Source organism: Bacillus sp. TH17 (assembly GCF_016651125.1).
GTDB classification, from domain to species: Bacteria; Bacillota; Bacilli; order Bacillales; family Bacillaceae_G; genus Bacillus_A; species Bacillus_A mycoides.
In genome coordinates, this window is the sequence record NZ_JAEKEN010000001.1 from 1,166,693 (window position 1) to 1,183,124 (window position 16,432).

Below are 16,432 nucleotides of genomic sequence, written 5' to 3' on the forward strand. Positions count from 1 at the left end.
GACTTGATGAAGAAAATAACATACACACTCGTGAAAGTAGGAAGCTAGAACAAACTGAAAGCTAAAGAAGGAAGAGCATCGGAAAGCCGTATGAGGGAAAACCTCACGTACGGTTTGATGAGGGGAAGCTGAAACAGAAAAGGGATAGCAAAGCCATCCCTAAAGAAAATTTAATCTGTTTCAGTTTTCTACTCTACGATGACGGAAAGTTTGCTATATAATAGAGTAGAGTTCGATGAAAGAATTACTTTGCTTGAAAGGTGTTGGACATACAGATTGGCTTACTTGTATGCAATGTTAAGGCAACGTTCGGTACTATTATTTTTATTGGTTGTTAACATATTAGGTACAATTTACGGATTCATATGGTATGGAAATCAATTAAAAGAAACCTCACCTATATTTTGGCCGTTTGTACCAGATAGCCCTATGGCGACTCTCTTTTTTGTCTTTGTTTTAATTGCTTTTTTGATGAAGAAGAACTGGGGGTTAATAGAAGCGCTAGCGATAGTTACTTTAATAAAATATGGTGTTTGGGCTGTTGTTGTAAATGCAATTATGATTTATGTAAAAGGCCCTATTGGCCTTATGGGATATATGTTAATGTTATCTCATTTTGCGATGGCAGTGCAGGGAATGTTATATGCTCCGTTTTATCGGATAAAAAAATGGCACTTCACTGTAGCTGGCATATGGACATTACATAATGATGCAATTGATTATTTATTTTGGCAAATGCCGAGATATGGGATTATGCATTTATTTGTAGAGAAAATTGGTTATTTTACGTTTTGGTTAAGTATTGCTGTACTGTGTATTACATATTATTATTGCTTACGTGAGAACCGAAAACAGTTTTCTTTATGATGGTGAGGACATTTAGGGGGAGAAAATGAAGAAAAATAAGAGCGGTATAAACATATTGGATCGATTGATCACTTTAGTAGTTTCCTATAGCATAGCATTTTCTGTTTTCGCTCTCGCGACAACGGTAGTTGTATATGGAAAATGGTTGTATTATTTTGAAATTGATTTTTTAAATATTCCAGATTTAGCGGATATGACGAAAGATGAAATTAAGAGAAACTATGATGTGCTTATTACATATTTATCGCCGTTTTATGAAGGTGCATTACAATTGCCGACATTAGATATGTCCACAAATGGACGCATTCATTTTGTAGATGTTAAAAATATTTTAGTAAAGATTCAATATATAATGTATGGAACGATTGTAATTGCTGTATTAGGAGGAGGGTATTTATTAAAAAAGAAAAAAGAAAAGTTTTTACTTCACGGAGCGATTCTTACAATTATTTTTCCAATAGCTCTTACGTTACCAATTGCTATTAATTTTGAAAAGAGTTTCGTATTATTTCATAAGCTTTTATTTAGCAATGATTATTGGATGTTTGATATTGAAACAGATCCGGTTATTTTAATGTTACCGGAAGAATTCTTTATGCATGCTGCATGTATTATTTTATTATTGATTTTAGGTGGTAGCATGCTTTGCTACGGTGTGTATAAATATTTAGTGAAAAAGAAAAGGGTTTCAAAGAAAAAATTCTCTGTTTAAAGAGAATTTTTTTGTTTTCATAGAGATAATATATTTTTTGGTTTTGTTCTGTTCTATTCTTGTCCAATTCCACATATTTTGTACTAGTAGTTATAGGGGGGACCGGGATGAAGAGAACATTAATTGGACTGATAGCATTTCTAATTATAATGTTTCCAGTACGTATATATGCTGAAGAGTGGAGTGAACTAACTGGATTGCTAGATGACTCTTTGCAGTTAGTGAAGAAAAAAGAAGATGAAAAGGCAATACAAGTACTGTACCATTTCTCAGAGCAATTTCTATCAAAGGAGAATGAAAATAATTCAAAAGTAACTCCGGGACAAATTAGAGTCGTTTCTTTAGCATACGATAAGGCGAAACAATCTCTCGCGGAAGATTCAGATAGGCAAGTTAAAGTGGATAATATGTTAGCGTTACAACTTGCTGTTGATGCACAAGTATCTAAATATCAGCCACTTTGGATGGAAAGAGAAAGAAAGATAATGAATGCTTTTTCTCAAGTAGAAAAGGCGATGGAAAAAGAAGATGATGGACAGTTCCAACAGAAGCTAAATACATTTTTAAATGAATTTAATATTATTTATCCTAGTTTAATGATTGCTCTGCCAGAAAACGAAGCGCAGCGTGTAAATGCACATTTATCTTATTTGGATGAATTTCGTAACGTTATGTTAAAAACGAAAGGTGGACAAATGCAACTAGGGATTATTAAAGGTGATTTGCAAAAAATATTTCATACAGTAAAAAAAGATGAGATTGCTCCCTCTCTCATTTGGTTTATGACAATTACTGGAGGACTTATTTTGTTCACTTTAACGTATGTTGGATGGAGAAAGTATAAAGGGGAGAGAGAGAAGCGGAGAAGCAACTTGCATTCTAAAGATAGATAATACGCATAAATAAAGATACGGATTGTAAGGTTTATTTATTGACAACGGTGGAAGAAAAAAATAGAATGAGAAGTACTATAATTAAAACTTCAATGGAGGTTTATGATGTTTTATTTAATTTACTTCGCGATCATTTTGATCATACCGTTGTATGCACAGTCAAAAGTACGTAGTGCCTATAGCAAGTATTCACAAGTTTATTCAACATCAGGTATGACAGGAGCGGAAGTGGCTCGAAAAATTTTAGATGAAAATGGATTGTACAATGTAGCCGTAGAAGAAACGCCAGGTCATTTGTCAGATCATTATGACCCGCGTGTAAAGACGGTTAGATTATCGACAGATAACTATTATGGTCATTCAGTTGCTGGTACAGCTGTAGCAGCACATGAAGTAGGACACGCAATTCAAGATGCGAAAGATTATAACTTTATGCGTGTACGCCATTCGTTAGTGCCAGTTGCTAATTTTGGTTCAAACATGTCATGGGTTTTTGTCCTAATTGGTGTATTTGCACAAATGTCTGGTTTGTTGTTACTAGGAATTATTTTAATGGCAGCAGGTGTTATTTTCCAACTTGTTACATTACCAGTTGAGTTTGATGCATCAAAACGCGCAATGCAACAAATTGAAGCACTTGGTATCGTATCAACAGATGAGTACGGTCAAGCTCGTAAAGTATTAAATGCGGCAGCATTAACATATGTAGCAGCAGCTGCTGTAGCAGTATTTGAATTATTACGTCTCGTATTAATTTATACTGGTATGCAGCGTAGCGACGATTAAAGACTATCAATTTTGATAGTCTTTTTTTGTTTTGTGGATTGAATCTTATAATATGTTACAAATGGAAATAATAGAGAGAATATGGGGGATAGAACTAGTTAAAATAAAGATAAGTATGGAATGATGAAAGAAGGTGACGGACATAGAATATCCATATTATTTAGTTAAACAAGTGAAGGAGCGTAGTGCTACATACCAATTAGAAGGTTTTTTAAGTGGACAGGGCCCTAAAAACCCGAAATTAATGCTTGTTGGAGAAGCACCTGGTGAAACAGAAATTCATAATGGGATTCCATTTAGTGGGAGAGCGGGAAAACATTTAATGGAATTTTTAGAACGTATTCACGTTACAAGGGAAGAAGTATATATTACGAGTGCGGTCCGGAGTAGACCTTATAAATGGAGAGAGAAAAGGGAACGAAATGGCGAAATAATACAGAAGAAGTACAATAGAACACCGAATCAAGGTGAGATACTTGCCCATGCACCTTTGCTAGATTATGAACTGGAATTTATACAGCAGCCGGTTATTGTCACACTTGGTAATATTGCATTACAGCGTTTAGTTGGTAAAAATAATAAAATTACGGATGTTCATGGAGAATTGTTAAAGCAACCTGTGCAGCGATTGAAAGATAGCAGCAGTACAGAATTTATTTGGTCAGAAAAAGAATATCATATTTTTCCGACCTTTCATCCAGCTTCTATTTTCTATAATCGGAGTTTGTTGGAGCTTATTTATGAGGATTTGGAGAAACTTAAAAGATTTATAATAAAAAACTAGAAAAGCTACAGAGCTTTTCTAGCTGAATTTAATTATGTAACGGTTTTTTATTTTCATCTAATGTAAATCCTTCACCAACAACATCGTGTACATCACTTACAGCGACAAAGGCATGTGGATCTACTGAAATAATGATATTTTTTAATTTTACGATTTCATTTTTAGCAACAACACAATATAGTACATTACGTTCTATTTTTGTATAGGATCCAACTGCTTTTAAAAAGGTTGCTCCGCGCTCCATTTCTGATAAAATTTTTGAAGCAATTTCATCGTTTTTATCAGAAATAATAGTTGCTCCTTTTGCTGCATAAGCACCTTCTTGCATGAAATCAATAACCTTAGCCCCGATAAAAACAGCAACTAACGTATACATGCCCTCGCGATATGATAAATATGTAAGAATAGAGATAATGATAACGACCGCATCAAACATAAACATCGTTTTTCCCATACTCCAGCCAACATATTTGTGAGCTAGCCTTGCGATAATATCAACACCGCCAGTAGTCCCGCCGTATTTGAATATAATTCCAAGTCCTATGCCGATAAATGCCCCAGCGAATAAAGCAGCCAGTGTCATATCATTTTGCAAGTTTAAATGTAAGTTGAGAACCTCGTAGCGCTGAAACACCCAAAGGAATAAAGAGACGCTAAATGTACCGATTAATGTGTATAAAAATGTTGTTCGGCCGAGTAATTTCCAGCCAATGAAAAATAGAGGGACGTTTAAAATTAAGTTTGTATAGGAAGGATCAAGTGAAAATTTAAAATATAATAATAGCGTAATGCCCGTAAATCCACCCTCTGCAAGATGATTTTCAATATTGATATTCACAATACCGAAAGAAAAAATAGCGGAACCGATTAAAATAAAAATGATATTTCGAATCTTCAAATTTGATGTCATTTAGAAATCCCCCTAATTATGTAATGATTGCATTGCTCCTCTTAAACGATAGAACATAATAATAAGTTATTTCTAGTTGATAGTAAAAATAGAGAATGGTATAAGAGCTTAATTAGTTCAGCCTGATATTGTGCGGAAAAAATGCAAAAGAAAGTTTCACTTTATCCCGTCCCAACGGCTGGTAGAGGGAAAAGCGAAGAAGAAAAGGTCGAACCAGCCGCAGGGACCCGATTGGTTCAGGCTGATCTTTTGTAAAAATCACGCAAAAGAAGTTTCACTTTATTATAGTCTATCCTAAAAAGAGTCGTAAATAGTGATATGAGGGAATAATATTTGTCAAATCGCGATGAATTGGCTAACATGAAAGAGGAAGGAATAAGAGGTGACTAGTATGGAAGCAAAAACGATGAAAGATATGCAGAAAGAAGTAGATGCATATATCGGTCAATTTAAAGAAGGTTATTTTAGTCCGCTTGCAATGATGGCTCGTTTAACTGAAGAAATGGGAGAGCTTGCAAGAGAGGTTAATCATTATTATGGTGAGAAACCAAAGAAAACGACTGAGAAAGAACGAAGTGTTGAGGAAGAGCTTGGAGATGTTTTATTTGTTATGATTTGTATGGCAAATAGTTTAAATATTGATTTAGAAACAGCGCATAACATTGTAATGAATAAATTTAATACACGTGATAAAGATCGTTGGACACGTATTGATGAGGGAGAGAAAGACGCATGAAAGAAATTAAAGTAATTATCGCTGGACCACGAGGACGCATGGGATATGAAGCAGTCCTTCTTATGGAAAGAACAGCGCATTTCAATTTAGTAGCAGCAATTGATTATAAGCATGGCGGAGAAAAAATTTCTGATTTACCGGGAATGCCAGCGCTAGATGCACCTATTTACGCGGATTTACATACTTGTTTAGATGAAGTAGAAGCAGATGTATTGTTAGATTTAACAACACCAGAAATTGGAAAGAAACATGTGACACTTGCAGTTGAACGTGGACTTAGATCAGTTATTGGTACAACTGGATTTACTGAAGAAGAACTAAAGCAATTAACAGAAAATGCAAAAGAAAAAGAAGTAGGAACAATTATCGCTCCAAATTTTGCGATTGGTGCAGTTCTTATGATGAAATTTTCACAAATGGCAGCGAAGTACTTCCAAGATGTTGAAGTAATTGAATTACACCATGATCAAAAATTAGACGCACCATCTGGTACAGCTGTAAAAACAGTAGAATTAATCCGTCAAAATCGTGTACCAAAAGAGCAAGGGCACCCTAATGAAACGGAACAATTAGAAGGGGCACGTGGTGCAAATGTAGACGGTATTCACATTCATAGCGTACGTCTACCAGGGCTTATTGCACACCAAGAAGTAATGTTCGGCGGAGATGGACAAATGTTAACAGTTCGTCATGATTCATTCAACCGTGCATCATTTATGTCAGGTGTAAAACTATCAATTGAAACAGTAATGAACCTTGATCATCTTGTGTACGGTTTAGAAAATATTATCGACTAAAGGGGAGACAACGGATGAAAATTGCCTTAATCGCACATGACAAAAAGAAAGATGATATGGTTTCGTTCGCATACGCATATAAACCAATTTTTGAAAAACATGAACTTTTTGCAACAGGAACGACAGGACTTCGTATTATGGAGGCAACTGGTTTAGTTGTAACAAGATATCAATCCGGTCCTCTTGGTGGCGATCAAGAAATTGGTGCAATGATTGCAAAAAATGAGATGGATATGGTGATTTTTTTCCGGGATCCACTAACAGCCCAGCCGCATGAACCAGATGTTAATGCGTTACTTCGTTTATGTGATGTATACGCCATCCCATTAGCAACAAATATGGCAAGTGCTGAAATGCTAATGCATGCATTAGAGCGGGGAGATTTAGATTACCGAAAGTTAAGAAAATGAGGGGAACAATTATGAGTGGATTACATATATTAGCGTTTGGTGCTCATGCCGATGATGTTGAAATCGGCATGGCAGGTACCATTGCAAAGTATACGAAGCAAGGATATGAAGTAGGCATTTGCGATTTAACAGAAGCTGATCTTTCTTCAAATGGAACGGTAGAACTAAGAAAAGAAGAAGCAACGGCTGCAGCTCGTATTATGGGAGTAAAAACGAGAATTAATTTAGCAATGCCAGACCGTGGTTTGTATATGAAAGAAGAATATATACGTGAAATTGTAAAGATTATTCGTACATATAAACCAACACTAATTTTCGCACCATATTACGAAGATCGTCATCCAGACCATGCTAATTGCGCGAAACTTGTGGAAGAAGCTATCTTTTCAGCGGGAATTCGTAAATATATGCCTGAACTTCCGCCGCACCGTGTAGAGTCTTTTTATAATTATATGATTAATGGTTTTCATAAACCGAATTTTTGTATAGATATTAGTGAATACCTTTCTAAAAAGGTGGAAGCGTTAGAAGCGTATGAAAGTCAGTTTTCAACAGGGAGTGATGGTGTTAATACGCCATTAACCGAAGGATACGTTGAAACTGTAATCGCTCGGGAGAAGATGTTTGGGAAAGAAGTTGGAGTGCTGTATGCCGAAGGATTTATGAGTAAGAAACCGGTTTTATTACATGCTGATTTAATAGGGGGATGTAAATGAAATTGAAAATAGGTATTACATGTTATCCTTCTGTAGGTGGTTCTGGGGTTGTTGGGACAGAGTTAGGAAAGCAATTGGCGGAACGCGGGCATGAAATTCATTTTATTACATCGGGTGTACCATTTCGGTTGAATAAAGTGTACCCGAACATTTATTTTCACGAAGTAACAGTAAATCAATATTCTGTTTTTCAATATCCACCTTACGATTTAGCATTAGCGAGTAAAATGGCAGAGGTTGCTCAAAGAGAAAACCTTGATATTTTACATGTGCATTATGCAATCCCGCATGCTATTTGTGCATATTTAGCAAAACAAATGATTGGGGAGCGTATTAAAATTGTTACGACCTTACATGGAACGGATATTACTGTGTTAGGTTCCGACCCTTCGTTAAATAATTTAATTCGCTTTGGTATTGAACAATCTGATGTTGTTACAGCTGTGTCACATTCGTTAATTGAAGAAACAAATGAACTTGTAAAACCAGATAAAGAAATTGAGACGGTATACAATTTTGTAGATGAACGTGTTTATTTCAAACGTGATATGTCTCAATTAAAAAAAGAATATGGTATACGAGAAAATGAAAAAGTGTTGATTCATATTTCAAATTTCCGAAAGGTTAAGCGTGTACAGGATGTTGTGCAGTCATTTGCCAAAATTGTAAAGGAAGTAGATGCGAAATTGCTTCTTGTTGGTGATGGACCAGAGTTCTGTACTATTTTACAATTGGTGAAAAGTTTACATATTGAGGAACGTGTCTTATTCCTAGGAAAGCAAGATAATGTTGCAGAGCTTCTTGCGATGAGTGATTTAATGCTACTTTTATCAGAAAAGGAAAGTTTTGGTCTTGTTATATTAGAAGCGATGGCGTGTGGTGTGCCTAGTATCGGAACGAGGGTTGGGGGCATTCCAGAGGTCATTCAACATGGTGAAACAGGATATATATGTGAAGTTGGAGATACAGACGGAATAGCTAAGCAAGCAATTCAGCTACTAGAAAATGAAGAACTTCACCGTAATATGGGAGAGCGAGCGATGAAATCTGTATATGAGCAGTTTCGTTCGGAAAAAATCGTTTCACAGTATGAGGCGATTTATTATGACATACTAAGGGATGACAAGAATGGAAAGATTTAAAAAAGCTAGTTCAATTATTGAGATGTTAAAACAGCACGGACATGAGGCCTACTTCGTTGGTGGAAGTGTACGCGATCTTATTATCGATAGACCGATTGGAGATATCGATATCGCAACATCTGCTTTACCAGAAGAAGTAATGGCTATTTTCCCAAGACATGTTCCGGTTGGTCTTGAGCATGGAACTGTAATTGTTGTAGAAAATGGTGAACCGTATGAGGTAACTACTTTTCGAACAGAAAGCGAATATGAAGATTTTCGAAGACCTAGTAGTGTTCAATTTGTCCGTTCATTAGAGGAGGATTTAAAACGACGTGATTTCACGATGAATGCAATTGCAATGACAGAGGAAGGCGAAATGGTTGATTTATTTGCTGGGAAAGAAGCGATTCGTCTGAAGGAAATTACAACGGTTGGAGATGCTGCAGACCGTTTTCAAGAAGATGCACTGCGAATGATGCGTGGTATTCGGTTCGTAAGTACGTTAGGTTTCTCTTTGGAAATAAAGACGAAACAAGCAATTGAAACGTATGGGCATTTGCTCGAACATATAGCGATTGAAAGAATTACAGTTGAATTTGAAAAATTGTTGACCGGTACATATTGTGTGAATGGTCTTCAAGAGTTAGTAGAAACTAAGCTATTTTCTCATCTGCCATATTTGCAAATGTCAGAAGAAAGACTCTTGAAAGCTACGCAGTATAAATGGGATTCTTTCGAAACAGACGTTGAGGCGTGGGCATTTTTCCTATATTGTATCGGAGAAGAGCATCCATCTGTCTTTCTGCGTCAATGGAAGTTCTCGAATAAAAAGATTAAAGATATCGTAGCGGTTTTATTAGCAATTCGTTCTAGAAAGGAGAAGGAGTGGGATACAATCCTTCTTTATAAAACTGGGATTCGCATCGCTGAGATGGCGGAAAGAGTATATGAAGCGATAATAGAAAGTTATAATAGTGCGTCTGTTAAGCAAGTACAATCATTATTTCATGCATTGCCGATAAAAAATCGTCAAGAAATGAATGTGACTGGTAATGATTTATTAAGCTGGACAGATAAAAAGCCAGGTCCGTGGGTTGCCGAAATGCTTCAAAATATTGAAGAAGCAATCGTACAAGGAGATTTAGTTAATAAGAAAGAGGATATAAGGGAGTGGCTACAAAGATGCAATCTACTATAAGAAAGCAGTTATTACAAGTTTTTTCTGAAGCAGATGGTGCATTTGTATCTGGTCAAATACTTAGTGACAAACTTGGTTGTTCGAGAACCGCTGTATGGAAGCATATGGAGGACCTTCGTAATGAAGGGTATGAACTAGAAGCTGTACGCCGCTTAGGGTACCGAATTGCTAGTAAACCAGATAAAGTAACTGCGAATGAGATTCAATTAGGATTACAAACAGAGCGTATCGGTAGAACGGTTTATTTTGAAGAATCGGTTGAGTCTACTCAGCATATTGCAGCGAGACTTGCTTATGAAGGCGCAGAAGAGGGAACAATTGTCGTTGCTGAAGAACAAACAGCAGGTAGAGGACGTTTAAGTAGAAAATGGTATTCCCCAAAAGGAACAGGAATTTGGATGAGTATTATTTTGCGTCCCTCGATTCCAGTTCATCATGCACCACAGCTTACTTTATTAGCAGCTGTTAGCGTAGCGCAAGCAATTGAAAAATGTATCGGTGTAAACGTAGGGATTAAGTGGCCGAATGATATTTTAATTCAAGGTAAAAAAGCTGTCGGTATATTAACGGAGATGCAAGCTGATCCAGATAAAATTAATGCTGTTATTATGGGAATTGGCATTAATGCAAATCAGAAACAAGAACATTTTGATGAGGAAATTCAGCAAATTGCAACTTCATTAGCAATTGAATCGGGTAAGCCGATTGTTCGTGCGGAACTTATGCAACAAATTTTCTTGCAACTAGAGAAATTGTATGAAGAGTATTTAAAAAATGGCTTCTCTGTTATTAAAATTCTTTGGGAAAGTTACGCAGTAAGTATCGGAAAAGAAATTACAGCTCGAACGATGAAGGAAACTATTAATGGGCTAGCAAAAGGAATTACGGAGGATGGTGTATTGTTACTTGAGGATCATCAAGGACAAGTGCACCACATTCATTCTGCTGATATAGAAATTAAGTAAAAGAAGTTCCTATTTTGGAGCTTCTTTTTGTCATTTAGATACTAATAAATTTCACATACCGTAATAGGGGTAAAAAATTATTTTTTCGAAAAAATGTAGCAATTCCTTTTCAGAGTTTGCTATAATTAGTTCGAATATGGGCAGTATCAAAGCGAACTGCACCATTATTTTACGCAGTATGAAAAAATAATAATTTGGATTCTGCCTTGATCCAATAATGGACTGGGACAGAGGGATGAATAATGCCGACTAACACACAACCCTTCTGCCCTTTTATGGCCAGAGGGGTTTTTTATATGATTTCGGCCATCTCCTCTCTCCTGCATAAAGGAGGAGTAGTTTTTGAAAACAAAAACAGATTTTTTGAAAATGAAAGAGCAAGGTGAGCCGATTACAATGCTAACGGCGTATGATTATCCATCTGCTAAATTAGCAGAAGAAGCTAAAGTCGATATGATTTTAGTGGGTGATTCTCTAGGAATGGTTGTACTTGGGTATGATTCAACAGTTCCAGTAACAGTAGAGGATATGATTCATCATACGAAAGCTGTACGCCGCGGAGCGAAAGAGACTTTTATTGTAACTGATATGCCATTTATGTCTTATCATGTCTCATTGCAAGATACGATGATTAATGCACGTCGCATTGTTCAAGAGAGCGGGGCACATGCATTAAAGGTAGAAGGTGCTGGAGAAGTTATATCAACTATTCACTACTTAACGAATGCGGGAATTCCCGTTGTGGCGCATTTAGGTTTAACTCCTCAATCTGTAGGAGTGCTAGGTGGGTATAAAGTACAAGGGAAAGATGCTGAAAGTGCAAAAAAATTAATAGAAGATGCAAAGAAATGTGAGGAAGCTGGTGCGATAGCACTTGTGCTAGAATGTGTGCCAATGCAATTAGCAGAACTTATTTCAGAGCAGTTAACAATTCCTACAATTGGAATTGGAGCAGGACAAAAAGTAGATGGGCAAGTTCTTGTATACCACGATCTTATCTCGTACGGCGTAAATCGTGTTCCGAAATTTGTGAAGCAATATACGTCTGTTCAAGAGGAGATTGTGCGAGGGATTTCGCAATACGTTACTGAAGTAAAGACAGGGCAATTTCCTGAAGAAAAACATTCATTTACAATGAAAGAGGAAGAGTGCTTAGCGTTATACGGAGGAAAACAATAATGAAAATCATAACTACAGTGCAAGAGATGCAGCAAATTACAAACGAACTGCATGCAAGTGGAAAAAGTATCGGTTTTGTTCCAACGATGGGGTATTTACACGAAGGGCATGCTACGTTACTACGTAAGGCAAGGGAAGAAAATGAAATTGTAGTTTTAAGTGTATTTGTAAATCCACTACAATTTGGACCAAATGAAGATTTAGATCGATACCCACGTGATATTGTTAGAGATGAAAATGTAGCAAAAGAAAATGGTGTTGATTATTTATTTTATCCGAGTGTAGAAGAGATGTATCCAGCAGAACAAACGACAACAGTAGAAGTTGTGAAGCGTACCGACGTATTATGTGGCAAACAAAGACCTGGTCATTTCGCTGGTGTGGCGACTGTACTAATGAAACTATTTAATATTACATTGCCAACGCGTGCTTATTTCGGTATGAAAGATGCACAGCAAGTAGCTGTAATTGAAGGATTCGTAACTGATTTTAATATTCCCGTTACGATCGTACCAGTTGATATTGTAAGGGAAGAAGATGGATTAGCGAAAAGTTCTCGTAATGTGTATTTATCACTAGAAGAACGTGAAGAGGCTCCTCATTTATACGGCAGTCTATGTATAGCGAAAGAACGAATTGAGGCAGGCGAACGTAATCCGGAAATCATTATGAATCTTGTGAAAGAGCATATTGAGAAGTATACGAAAGGCACTGTAGATTATGCTGATTTATATGCATATCCTTCATTAAAAGCAATAAATAAAATTGAAGGAAGAATCATTGTAGCGATTGCGGTTAAGTTTGAAAATGTACGATTAATTGACAATATAACATTAATGGGGAAATAAGGGGGAGCATCTATGTTTCGCACAATGATGAGAGCGAAGTTACATCGTGCAACTGTAACAGAAGCAAATTTAAATTATGTAGGTAGTATTACAATTGATGAAGATTTAATGGATGCGGTAAATATTGTAGAAAATGAAAAAGTACAAATTGTAAATAATAACAATGGAGCTCGCTTAGAGACATATGTTATTAAAGGAGAGCGCGGTAGCGGTGTTGTGTGTTTAAATGGTGCAGCTGCAAGGCTTGTACAACCGGGTGATAAAGTTATTATTATTTGCTATGGTTTAGTGGCAGAAGAAAATGTTCATAAACAAGAGCCGAAAATTGCAGTATTAGACGATGATAATCAAATTATTGAAATGTTAGGTGCTGAAAAAGCTGGCACGATATTATAAGTAGGAAGGCTATCTCTAATTAAGGAGATAGCTTTTTTGTGCATCTTTTCATTAAGATGAGGTAAAACGTGGTATAGTAACATTATATAATTTTTGTGTTTGATAGGTAAGAAATTGAGGTGTTACATATATGAGTAAGCGTTATGTCGTTGTTGATTTAGAGACGACAGGGAACTCCTGGAAGGATGGGAAGGATAAAATCACCCAAATTGCAGCTGTTGTAGTGGAAGCTGGAGAGATATTAGAGATTTTTTCATCTTTTATTAATCCGAAGAGAGAGATTCCCCTATTTATTACAGAATTAACTGGGATTGATGAAGATCTTGTAAAACAAGCCCCGTTATTTCGAGATGTAGCCCCGATGATTGTTGAGCTATTACAAGGTGCGGCTTTTGTTGCACATAACGTTCACTTTGATTGGAATTTTTTAAATGAAGAATTAAGGCAAGCTGGATATACAGAAGTACATTGTCCTAAAATTGATACAGTTGAATTGGCGCAAATTCTTTTGCCGACAGCTGATAGTTATAAATTACGTGATTTAGCTAAGCAGCATGAACTAGAGCACGATCAACCACATCGTGCGGATAGTGATGCTCTTGCAACAGCGGAGTTGTTTTTACAATTTTTAAGTGAAATTGAAAAGTTACCACTTGTCACATTACAATCGCTTTATGAATTAAGTGATGTTTTCCAAAGTGATATAGCTGATGTACTTTCTGAAAATATTTTAAAGAAAATGATGCATGGTAAAGAAGAGGCAGAGGAGTGTGAGGTGTATCGAAATATTGCGCTTCGAAAGCGGAATTATTCTTTAAGCCTCAGTGAAACATACTCATCTAAATTTGATGCTTTCTTACATAAGACAATCGATAAACTTGAATTGAATATGCCAAAGTTTGAAAAAAGAGAAAGCCAACAAATTATGATGAAGGAAATATATACAGCGCTAAGAGATTCTAGGTTTTCACTGATTGAAGCAGGAACAGGTACGGGGAAGACGCTTGCATATTTACTTCCAAGTATTTATTTCGCAAAGAAAAAAGAAGAACCTGTCATTATAAGTACACAAACTGTACAATTGCAACAACAAATACTAGAAAAAGAAATTCCTTTATTAAAGAAAATAATGCCATTTTCATTTGAAGTAGCTCTTCTGAAAGGAAGAAAGCATTACCTTTGTCTACACAAATTTGAATATGCTTTGCAAGAGGAAGAGAAAAATTATGATATGGCGCTCACAAAGGCAAAAATTTTAGTGTGGTTATTGCAAACGGAAACTGGCGATCGTGATGAATTGAATATTCCTGAGGGCGGCAAGTTACTTTGGAACCGTATTTGTAGTGATGTACATAGTCCAGGCGGGATGCAAAGCAACTGGTATAGTCGTTGTTTTTATCAAAGAGCAAAGAATAAAGCATTATTTGCAGATATCGTTATTACAAATCATGCGTTATTATTTCAAGATTTTTCAAGTGAAGAACCACTATTTGCTTCATGTGAACATATTATTTTTGATGAAGCTCATCATATCGAGGAAGCGGCGAGTAGAACATTAGGTGAACAATTCTCATGCATGTATTTTCAATTAGCTTTATCTCGTCTTGGTACGCTAGAAACAGATGATGTACTTTCTAAAGTATATAAAATGATGAAAAAATCAGAGCAAGCATCGCGTTCGACTTTCCGTATGGTGAGTCATAGTTTGAAGGAATTGAAATTTGATACGGATGAACTATTTCAAATGTTACGGACTTTCGTATTTAAACAAACAAAGCAGGAACAAGGGATGAGCAATATGCCACTCATTTATCGATATAACACGGAAGTAGAGAAAGGTAAGTTATGGGATAGCATTACCGAGTTAACAAATCGATTTGTGTATGATGTAAGAAAGTTATTGACTACACTTGAGAAGCAAGCTGAAATATTGCAAAGTAAATTAGAATGGGAGATGCATGTCGTTACAGGTGAATTTATGCATTTAATTGAGTTGTTGAGAAAGATGGCACAATCTTTACAATTACTCATTTTAGAAAAAAATTCATACGTGACATGGATGGAGACTGAAACGAAGGGAACGATTCATTCAACAGTTCTATATGCGCAGCCTGTTCATATTGGTGAAAGATTTGCTGATGAATTTTTAACCCAGAAAAAGAGTGTTATTTTCACATCAGCAACGTTAACAGTTAATGATTCATTCGACTATATAAAAGAGGAGCTAGGTTTACATGATTTTGCTCCCAATACATTAAAGGTTCCATCACCATTCCGTTTTGAAGAGCAAATGAAATTAATGGTTTCAACGGATGTACCTTTTATTAAGAAAGCAAGTAATGAAGAATATATTGAGTCTATATCGGCACATATTGCGAAAATAGCGAAAGCTACAAAAGGTAGAATGCTCGTTTTATTCACTTCGTATGAAATGTTGAAAGAAGCGTATACGAATTTGAAAAATGATGAGACATTAGAAGGATATTTATTATTAACGCAAAGTGTGAATAATAAGAGCCGAAGTCGTCTAATCCGCAAATTCCAGGAGTTCGACAAATCGATTTTGTTAGGAACAAGTAGTTTTTGGGAAGGGATAGATATACCTGGAGATGCCCTAAGCTGTCTTGTCATTGTCCGTCTGCCTTTTACCCCTCCTCATCAGCCGATGATGGAAGCAAAAGGAGAGTGGTTAAAAAATCAAGGAGAAGACGTATTCGATAAGTTGGCCCTCCCGCAAGCAATCTTGCGTTTCAAACAAGGGTTTGGTCGTCTTATTAGAACAAATACAGATACGGGAACTGTATTTGTATTAGATCGTCGTTTGACAAGTTCTTCCTATGGAAAACGATTTTTACAATCAATCCCAACTGTACCGCTCTATGAAGGACCGTTAGAAGAATTGTTAGTACAGTTAGAAGAATCGTCAAATGGATAAAATTGGAAGAAAAATACGCCTGAAGTACATTTAAACTTCAGGCGTAAAAAATGTGGGTAGGAGGAATTTTATTTTTCTTACTTCTTGTATACAAAATATATTGCTTTTCGATTTGAAACCTTTTTTTGCTGTACATGTCCTGCTATAATAGATGGGTGATGAAGCAGGGGTTGTAA

17 protein-coding genes are annotated in these 16,432 nt (G+C 36.1%); 16 read left to right on the plus strand and 1 reads right to left on the minus strand.

The window, feature by feature from the left end; genetic code table 11:
* Positions 1-276: 276 nt before the first annotated feature.
* From lhaT to JFT95_RS05925, 5 genes are all read left to right on the plus strand, one after another.
* On the plus strand, positions 277-867 hold the full coding sequence (gene lhaT / locus JFT95_RS05905; protein ID WP_002086612.1) for a lipoprotein heptaprenylglyceryl N-acetyltransferase LhaT: 591 nt from the start codon (positions 277-279) through the stop codon (positions 865-867).
* Positions 868-892: 25 nt separating this feature from the next.
* Positions 893-1,579 (plus strand): lipoprotein intramolecular transacylase Lit, encoded by a 687-nt coding sequence (gene lit, locus JFT95_RS05910; RefSeq protein ID WP_201051684.1) that lies wholly within the window; start codon positions 893-895, stop codon positions 1,577-1,579.
* A gap of 107 nt (positions 1,580-1,686) precedes the next feature.
* Positions 1,687-2,472 carry a sporulation protein YpjB gene (gene ypjB / locus JFT95_RS05915; protein WP_201051686.1) on the plus strand — a complete coding sequence of 262 codons (786 nt, stop codon included), beginning with the start codon at positions 1,687-1,689 and terminating at the stop codon, positions 2,470-2,472.
* 105 nt (positions 2,473-2,577) lie between these two features.
* Positions 2,578-3,258: a zinc metallopeptidase gene (locus tag JFT95_RS05920; protein WP_002086606.1), complete on the plus strand. Its 681-nt coding sequence runs from the start codon at positions 2,578-2,580 to the stop codon at positions 3,256-3,258.
* Positions 3,259-3,391: 133 nt separating this feature from the next.
* Complete coding sequence (locus JFT95_RS05925; RefSeq protein ID WP_002011844.1) at positions 3,392-4,042, plus strand: uracil-DNA glycosylase; 651 nt, start codon at positions 3,392-3,394, stop codon at positions 4,040-4,042.
* 28 nt (positions 4,043-4,070) lie between these two features.
* Here JFT95_RS05925 and JFT95_RS05930 read toward each other — a convergent pair whose 3' ends face one another.
* Positions 4,071-4,952, minus strand: coding sequence for a YitT family protein (locus JFT95_RS05930; protein WP_002011845.1), 882 nt, complete (start codon positions 4,950-4,952; stop codon positions 4,071-4,073).
* Between the two features lie 391 nt (positions 4,953-5,343).
* Here JFT95_RS05930 and JFT95_RS05935 point away from each other — a divergent pair, with 391 nt between their 5' ends.
* From JFT95_RS05935 to dinG, 11 genes are all read left to right on the plus strand, one after another.
* Complete coding sequence (locus JFT95_RS05935) at positions 5,344-5,688, plus strand: nucleotide pyrophosphohydrolase (RefSeq protein WP_002011846.1); 345 nt, start codon at positions 5,344-5,346, stop codon at positions 5,686-5,688.
* Positions 5,685-6,485, plus strand: a complete 801-nt coding sequence (dapB, locus tag JFT95_RS05940) for a dihydrodipicolinate reductase (protein WP_002126457.1) — start codon at positions 5,685-5,687, stop codon at positions 6,483-6,485. Before JFT95_RS05935 ends, dapB begins: the two co-directional genes overlap by 4 nt.
* 14 nt (positions 6,486-6,499) lie before the next feature.
* A complete protein-coding gene (gene mgsA / locus JFT95_RS05945; RefSeq protein ID WP_000684753.1) occupies positions 6,500-6,895 on the plus strand; it encodes a methylglyoxal synthase in 396 nt (131 codons plus the stop codon).
* Between the two features lie 11 nt (positions 6,896-6,906).
* A complete protein-coding gene (bshB1, locus tag JFT95_RS05950; protein ID WP_201051688.1) occupies positions 6,907-7,611 on the plus strand; it encodes a bacillithiol biosynthesis deacetylase BshB1 in 705 nt (234 codons plus the stop codon).
* Positions 7,608-8,753: an N-acetyl-alpha-D-glucosaminyl L-malate synthase BshA gene (gene bshA, locus JFT95_RS05955; RefSeq protein WP_002086596.1), complete on the plus strand. Its 1,146-nt coding sequence runs from the start codon at positions 7,608-7,610 to the stop codon at positions 8,751-8,753. The genes bshB1 and bshA overlap by 4 nt, the downstream gene beginning before the upstream one ends.
* On the plus strand, positions 8,740-9,933 hold the full coding sequence (locus tag JFT95_RS05960; RefSeq protein WP_002086595.1) for a CCA tRNA nucleotidyltransferase: 1,194 nt from the start codon (positions 8,740-8,742) through the stop codon (positions 9,931-9,933). Before bshA ends, JFT95_RS05960 begins: the two co-directional genes overlap by 14 nt.
* Positions 9,918-10,898, plus strand: a complete 981-nt coding sequence (locus tag JFT95_RS05965) for a biotin--[acetyl-CoA-carboxylase] ligase (protein WP_201053594.1) — start codon at positions 9,918-9,920, stop codon at positions 10,896-10,898. The genes JFT95_RS05960 and JFT95_RS05965 overlap by 16 nt, the downstream gene beginning before the upstream one ends.
* 342 nt (positions 10,899-11,240) lie before the next feature.
* Positions 11,241-12,077, plus strand: coding sequence for a 3-methyl-2-oxobutanoate hydroxymethyltransferase (panB, locus tag JFT95_RS05970; protein ID WP_002011854.1), 837 nt, complete (start codon positions 11,241-11,243; stop codon positions 12,075-12,077).
* Entirely contained in the window at positions 12,077-12,925 is an 849-nt protein-coding gene (panC, locus tag JFT95_RS05975) for a pantoate--beta-alanine ligase (RefSeq protein ID WP_201051690.1), read from the plus strand. Before panB ends, panC begins: the two co-directional genes overlap by 1 nt.
* A 12-nt stretch (positions 12,926-12,937) precedes the next feature.
* Complete coding sequence (panD, locus tag JFT95_RS05980) at positions 12,938-13,321, plus strand: aspartate 1-decarboxylase (RefSeq protein ID WP_000490180.1); 384 nt, start codon at positions 12,938-12,940, stop codon at positions 13,319-13,321.
* Between the two features lie 130 nt (positions 13,322-13,451).
* Complete coding sequence (dinG, locus tag JFT95_RS05985; RefSeq protein WP_201051692.1) at positions 13,452-16,256, plus strand: ATP-dependent DNA helicase DinG; 2,805 nt, start codon at positions 13,452-13,454, stop codon at positions 16,254-16,256.
* Positions 16,257-16,432 lie beyond the last annotated feature (176 nt).

Bases quoted from the DNA above. Each gene is read 5' to 3' on its own strand.
- lit (WP_201051684.1), top strand. From the start codon at position 893: ATGAAGAAAAATAAGAGCGGTATAAACATATTGGATCGATTGATCACT.
- ypjB (WP_201051686.1), top strand. From the start codon at position 1,687: ATGAAGAGAACATTAATTGGACTGATAGCATTTCTAATTATAATGTTT.
- JFT95_RS05920 (WP_002086606.1), top strand. From the start codon at position 2,578: ATGTTTTATTTAATTTACTTCGCGATCATTTTGATCATACCGTTGTAT.
- JFT95_RS05930 (WP_002011845.1), bottom strand. From the start codon at position 4,952: ATGACATCAAATTTGAAGATTCGAAATATCATTTTTATTTTAATCGGT.
- JFT95_RS05935 (WP_002011846.1), top strand. From the start codon at position 5,344: ATGGAAGCAAAAACGATGAAAGATATGCAGAAAGAAGTAGATGCATAT.
- dapB (WP_002126457.1), top strand. From the start codon at position 5,685: ATGAAAGAAATTAAAGTAATTATCGCTGGACCACGAGGACGCATGGGA.
- mgsA (WP_000684753.1), top strand. From the start codon at position 6,500: ATGAAAATTGCCTTAATCGCACATGACAAAAAGAAAGATGATATGGTT.
- bshB1 (WP_201051688.1), top strand. From the start codon at position 6,907: ATGAGTGGATTACATATATTAGCGTTTGGTGCTCATGCCGATGATGTT.
- bshA (WP_002086596.1), top strand. From the start codon at position 7,608: ATGAAATTGAAAATAGGTATTACATGTTATCCTTCTGTAGGTGGTTCT.
- JFT95_RS05960 (WP_002086595.1), top strand. From the start codon at position 8,740: ATGGAAAGATTTAAAAAAGCTAGTTCAATTATTGAGATGTTAAAACAG.
- JFT95_RS05965 (WP_201053594.1), top strand. From the start codon at position 9,918: ATGCAATCTACTATAAGAAAGCAGTTATTACAAGTTTTTTCTGAAGCA.
- panC (WP_201051690.1), top strand. From the start codon at position 12,077: ATGAAAATCATAACTACAGTGCAAGAGATGCAGCAAATTACAAACGAA.
- panD (WP_000490180.1), top strand. From the start codon at position 12,938: ATGTTTCGCACAATGATGAGAGCGAAGTTACATCGTGCAACTGTAACA.
- dinG (WP_201051692.1), top strand. From the start codon at position 13,452: ATGAGTAAGCGTTATGTCGTTGTTGATTTAGAGACGACAGGGAACTCC.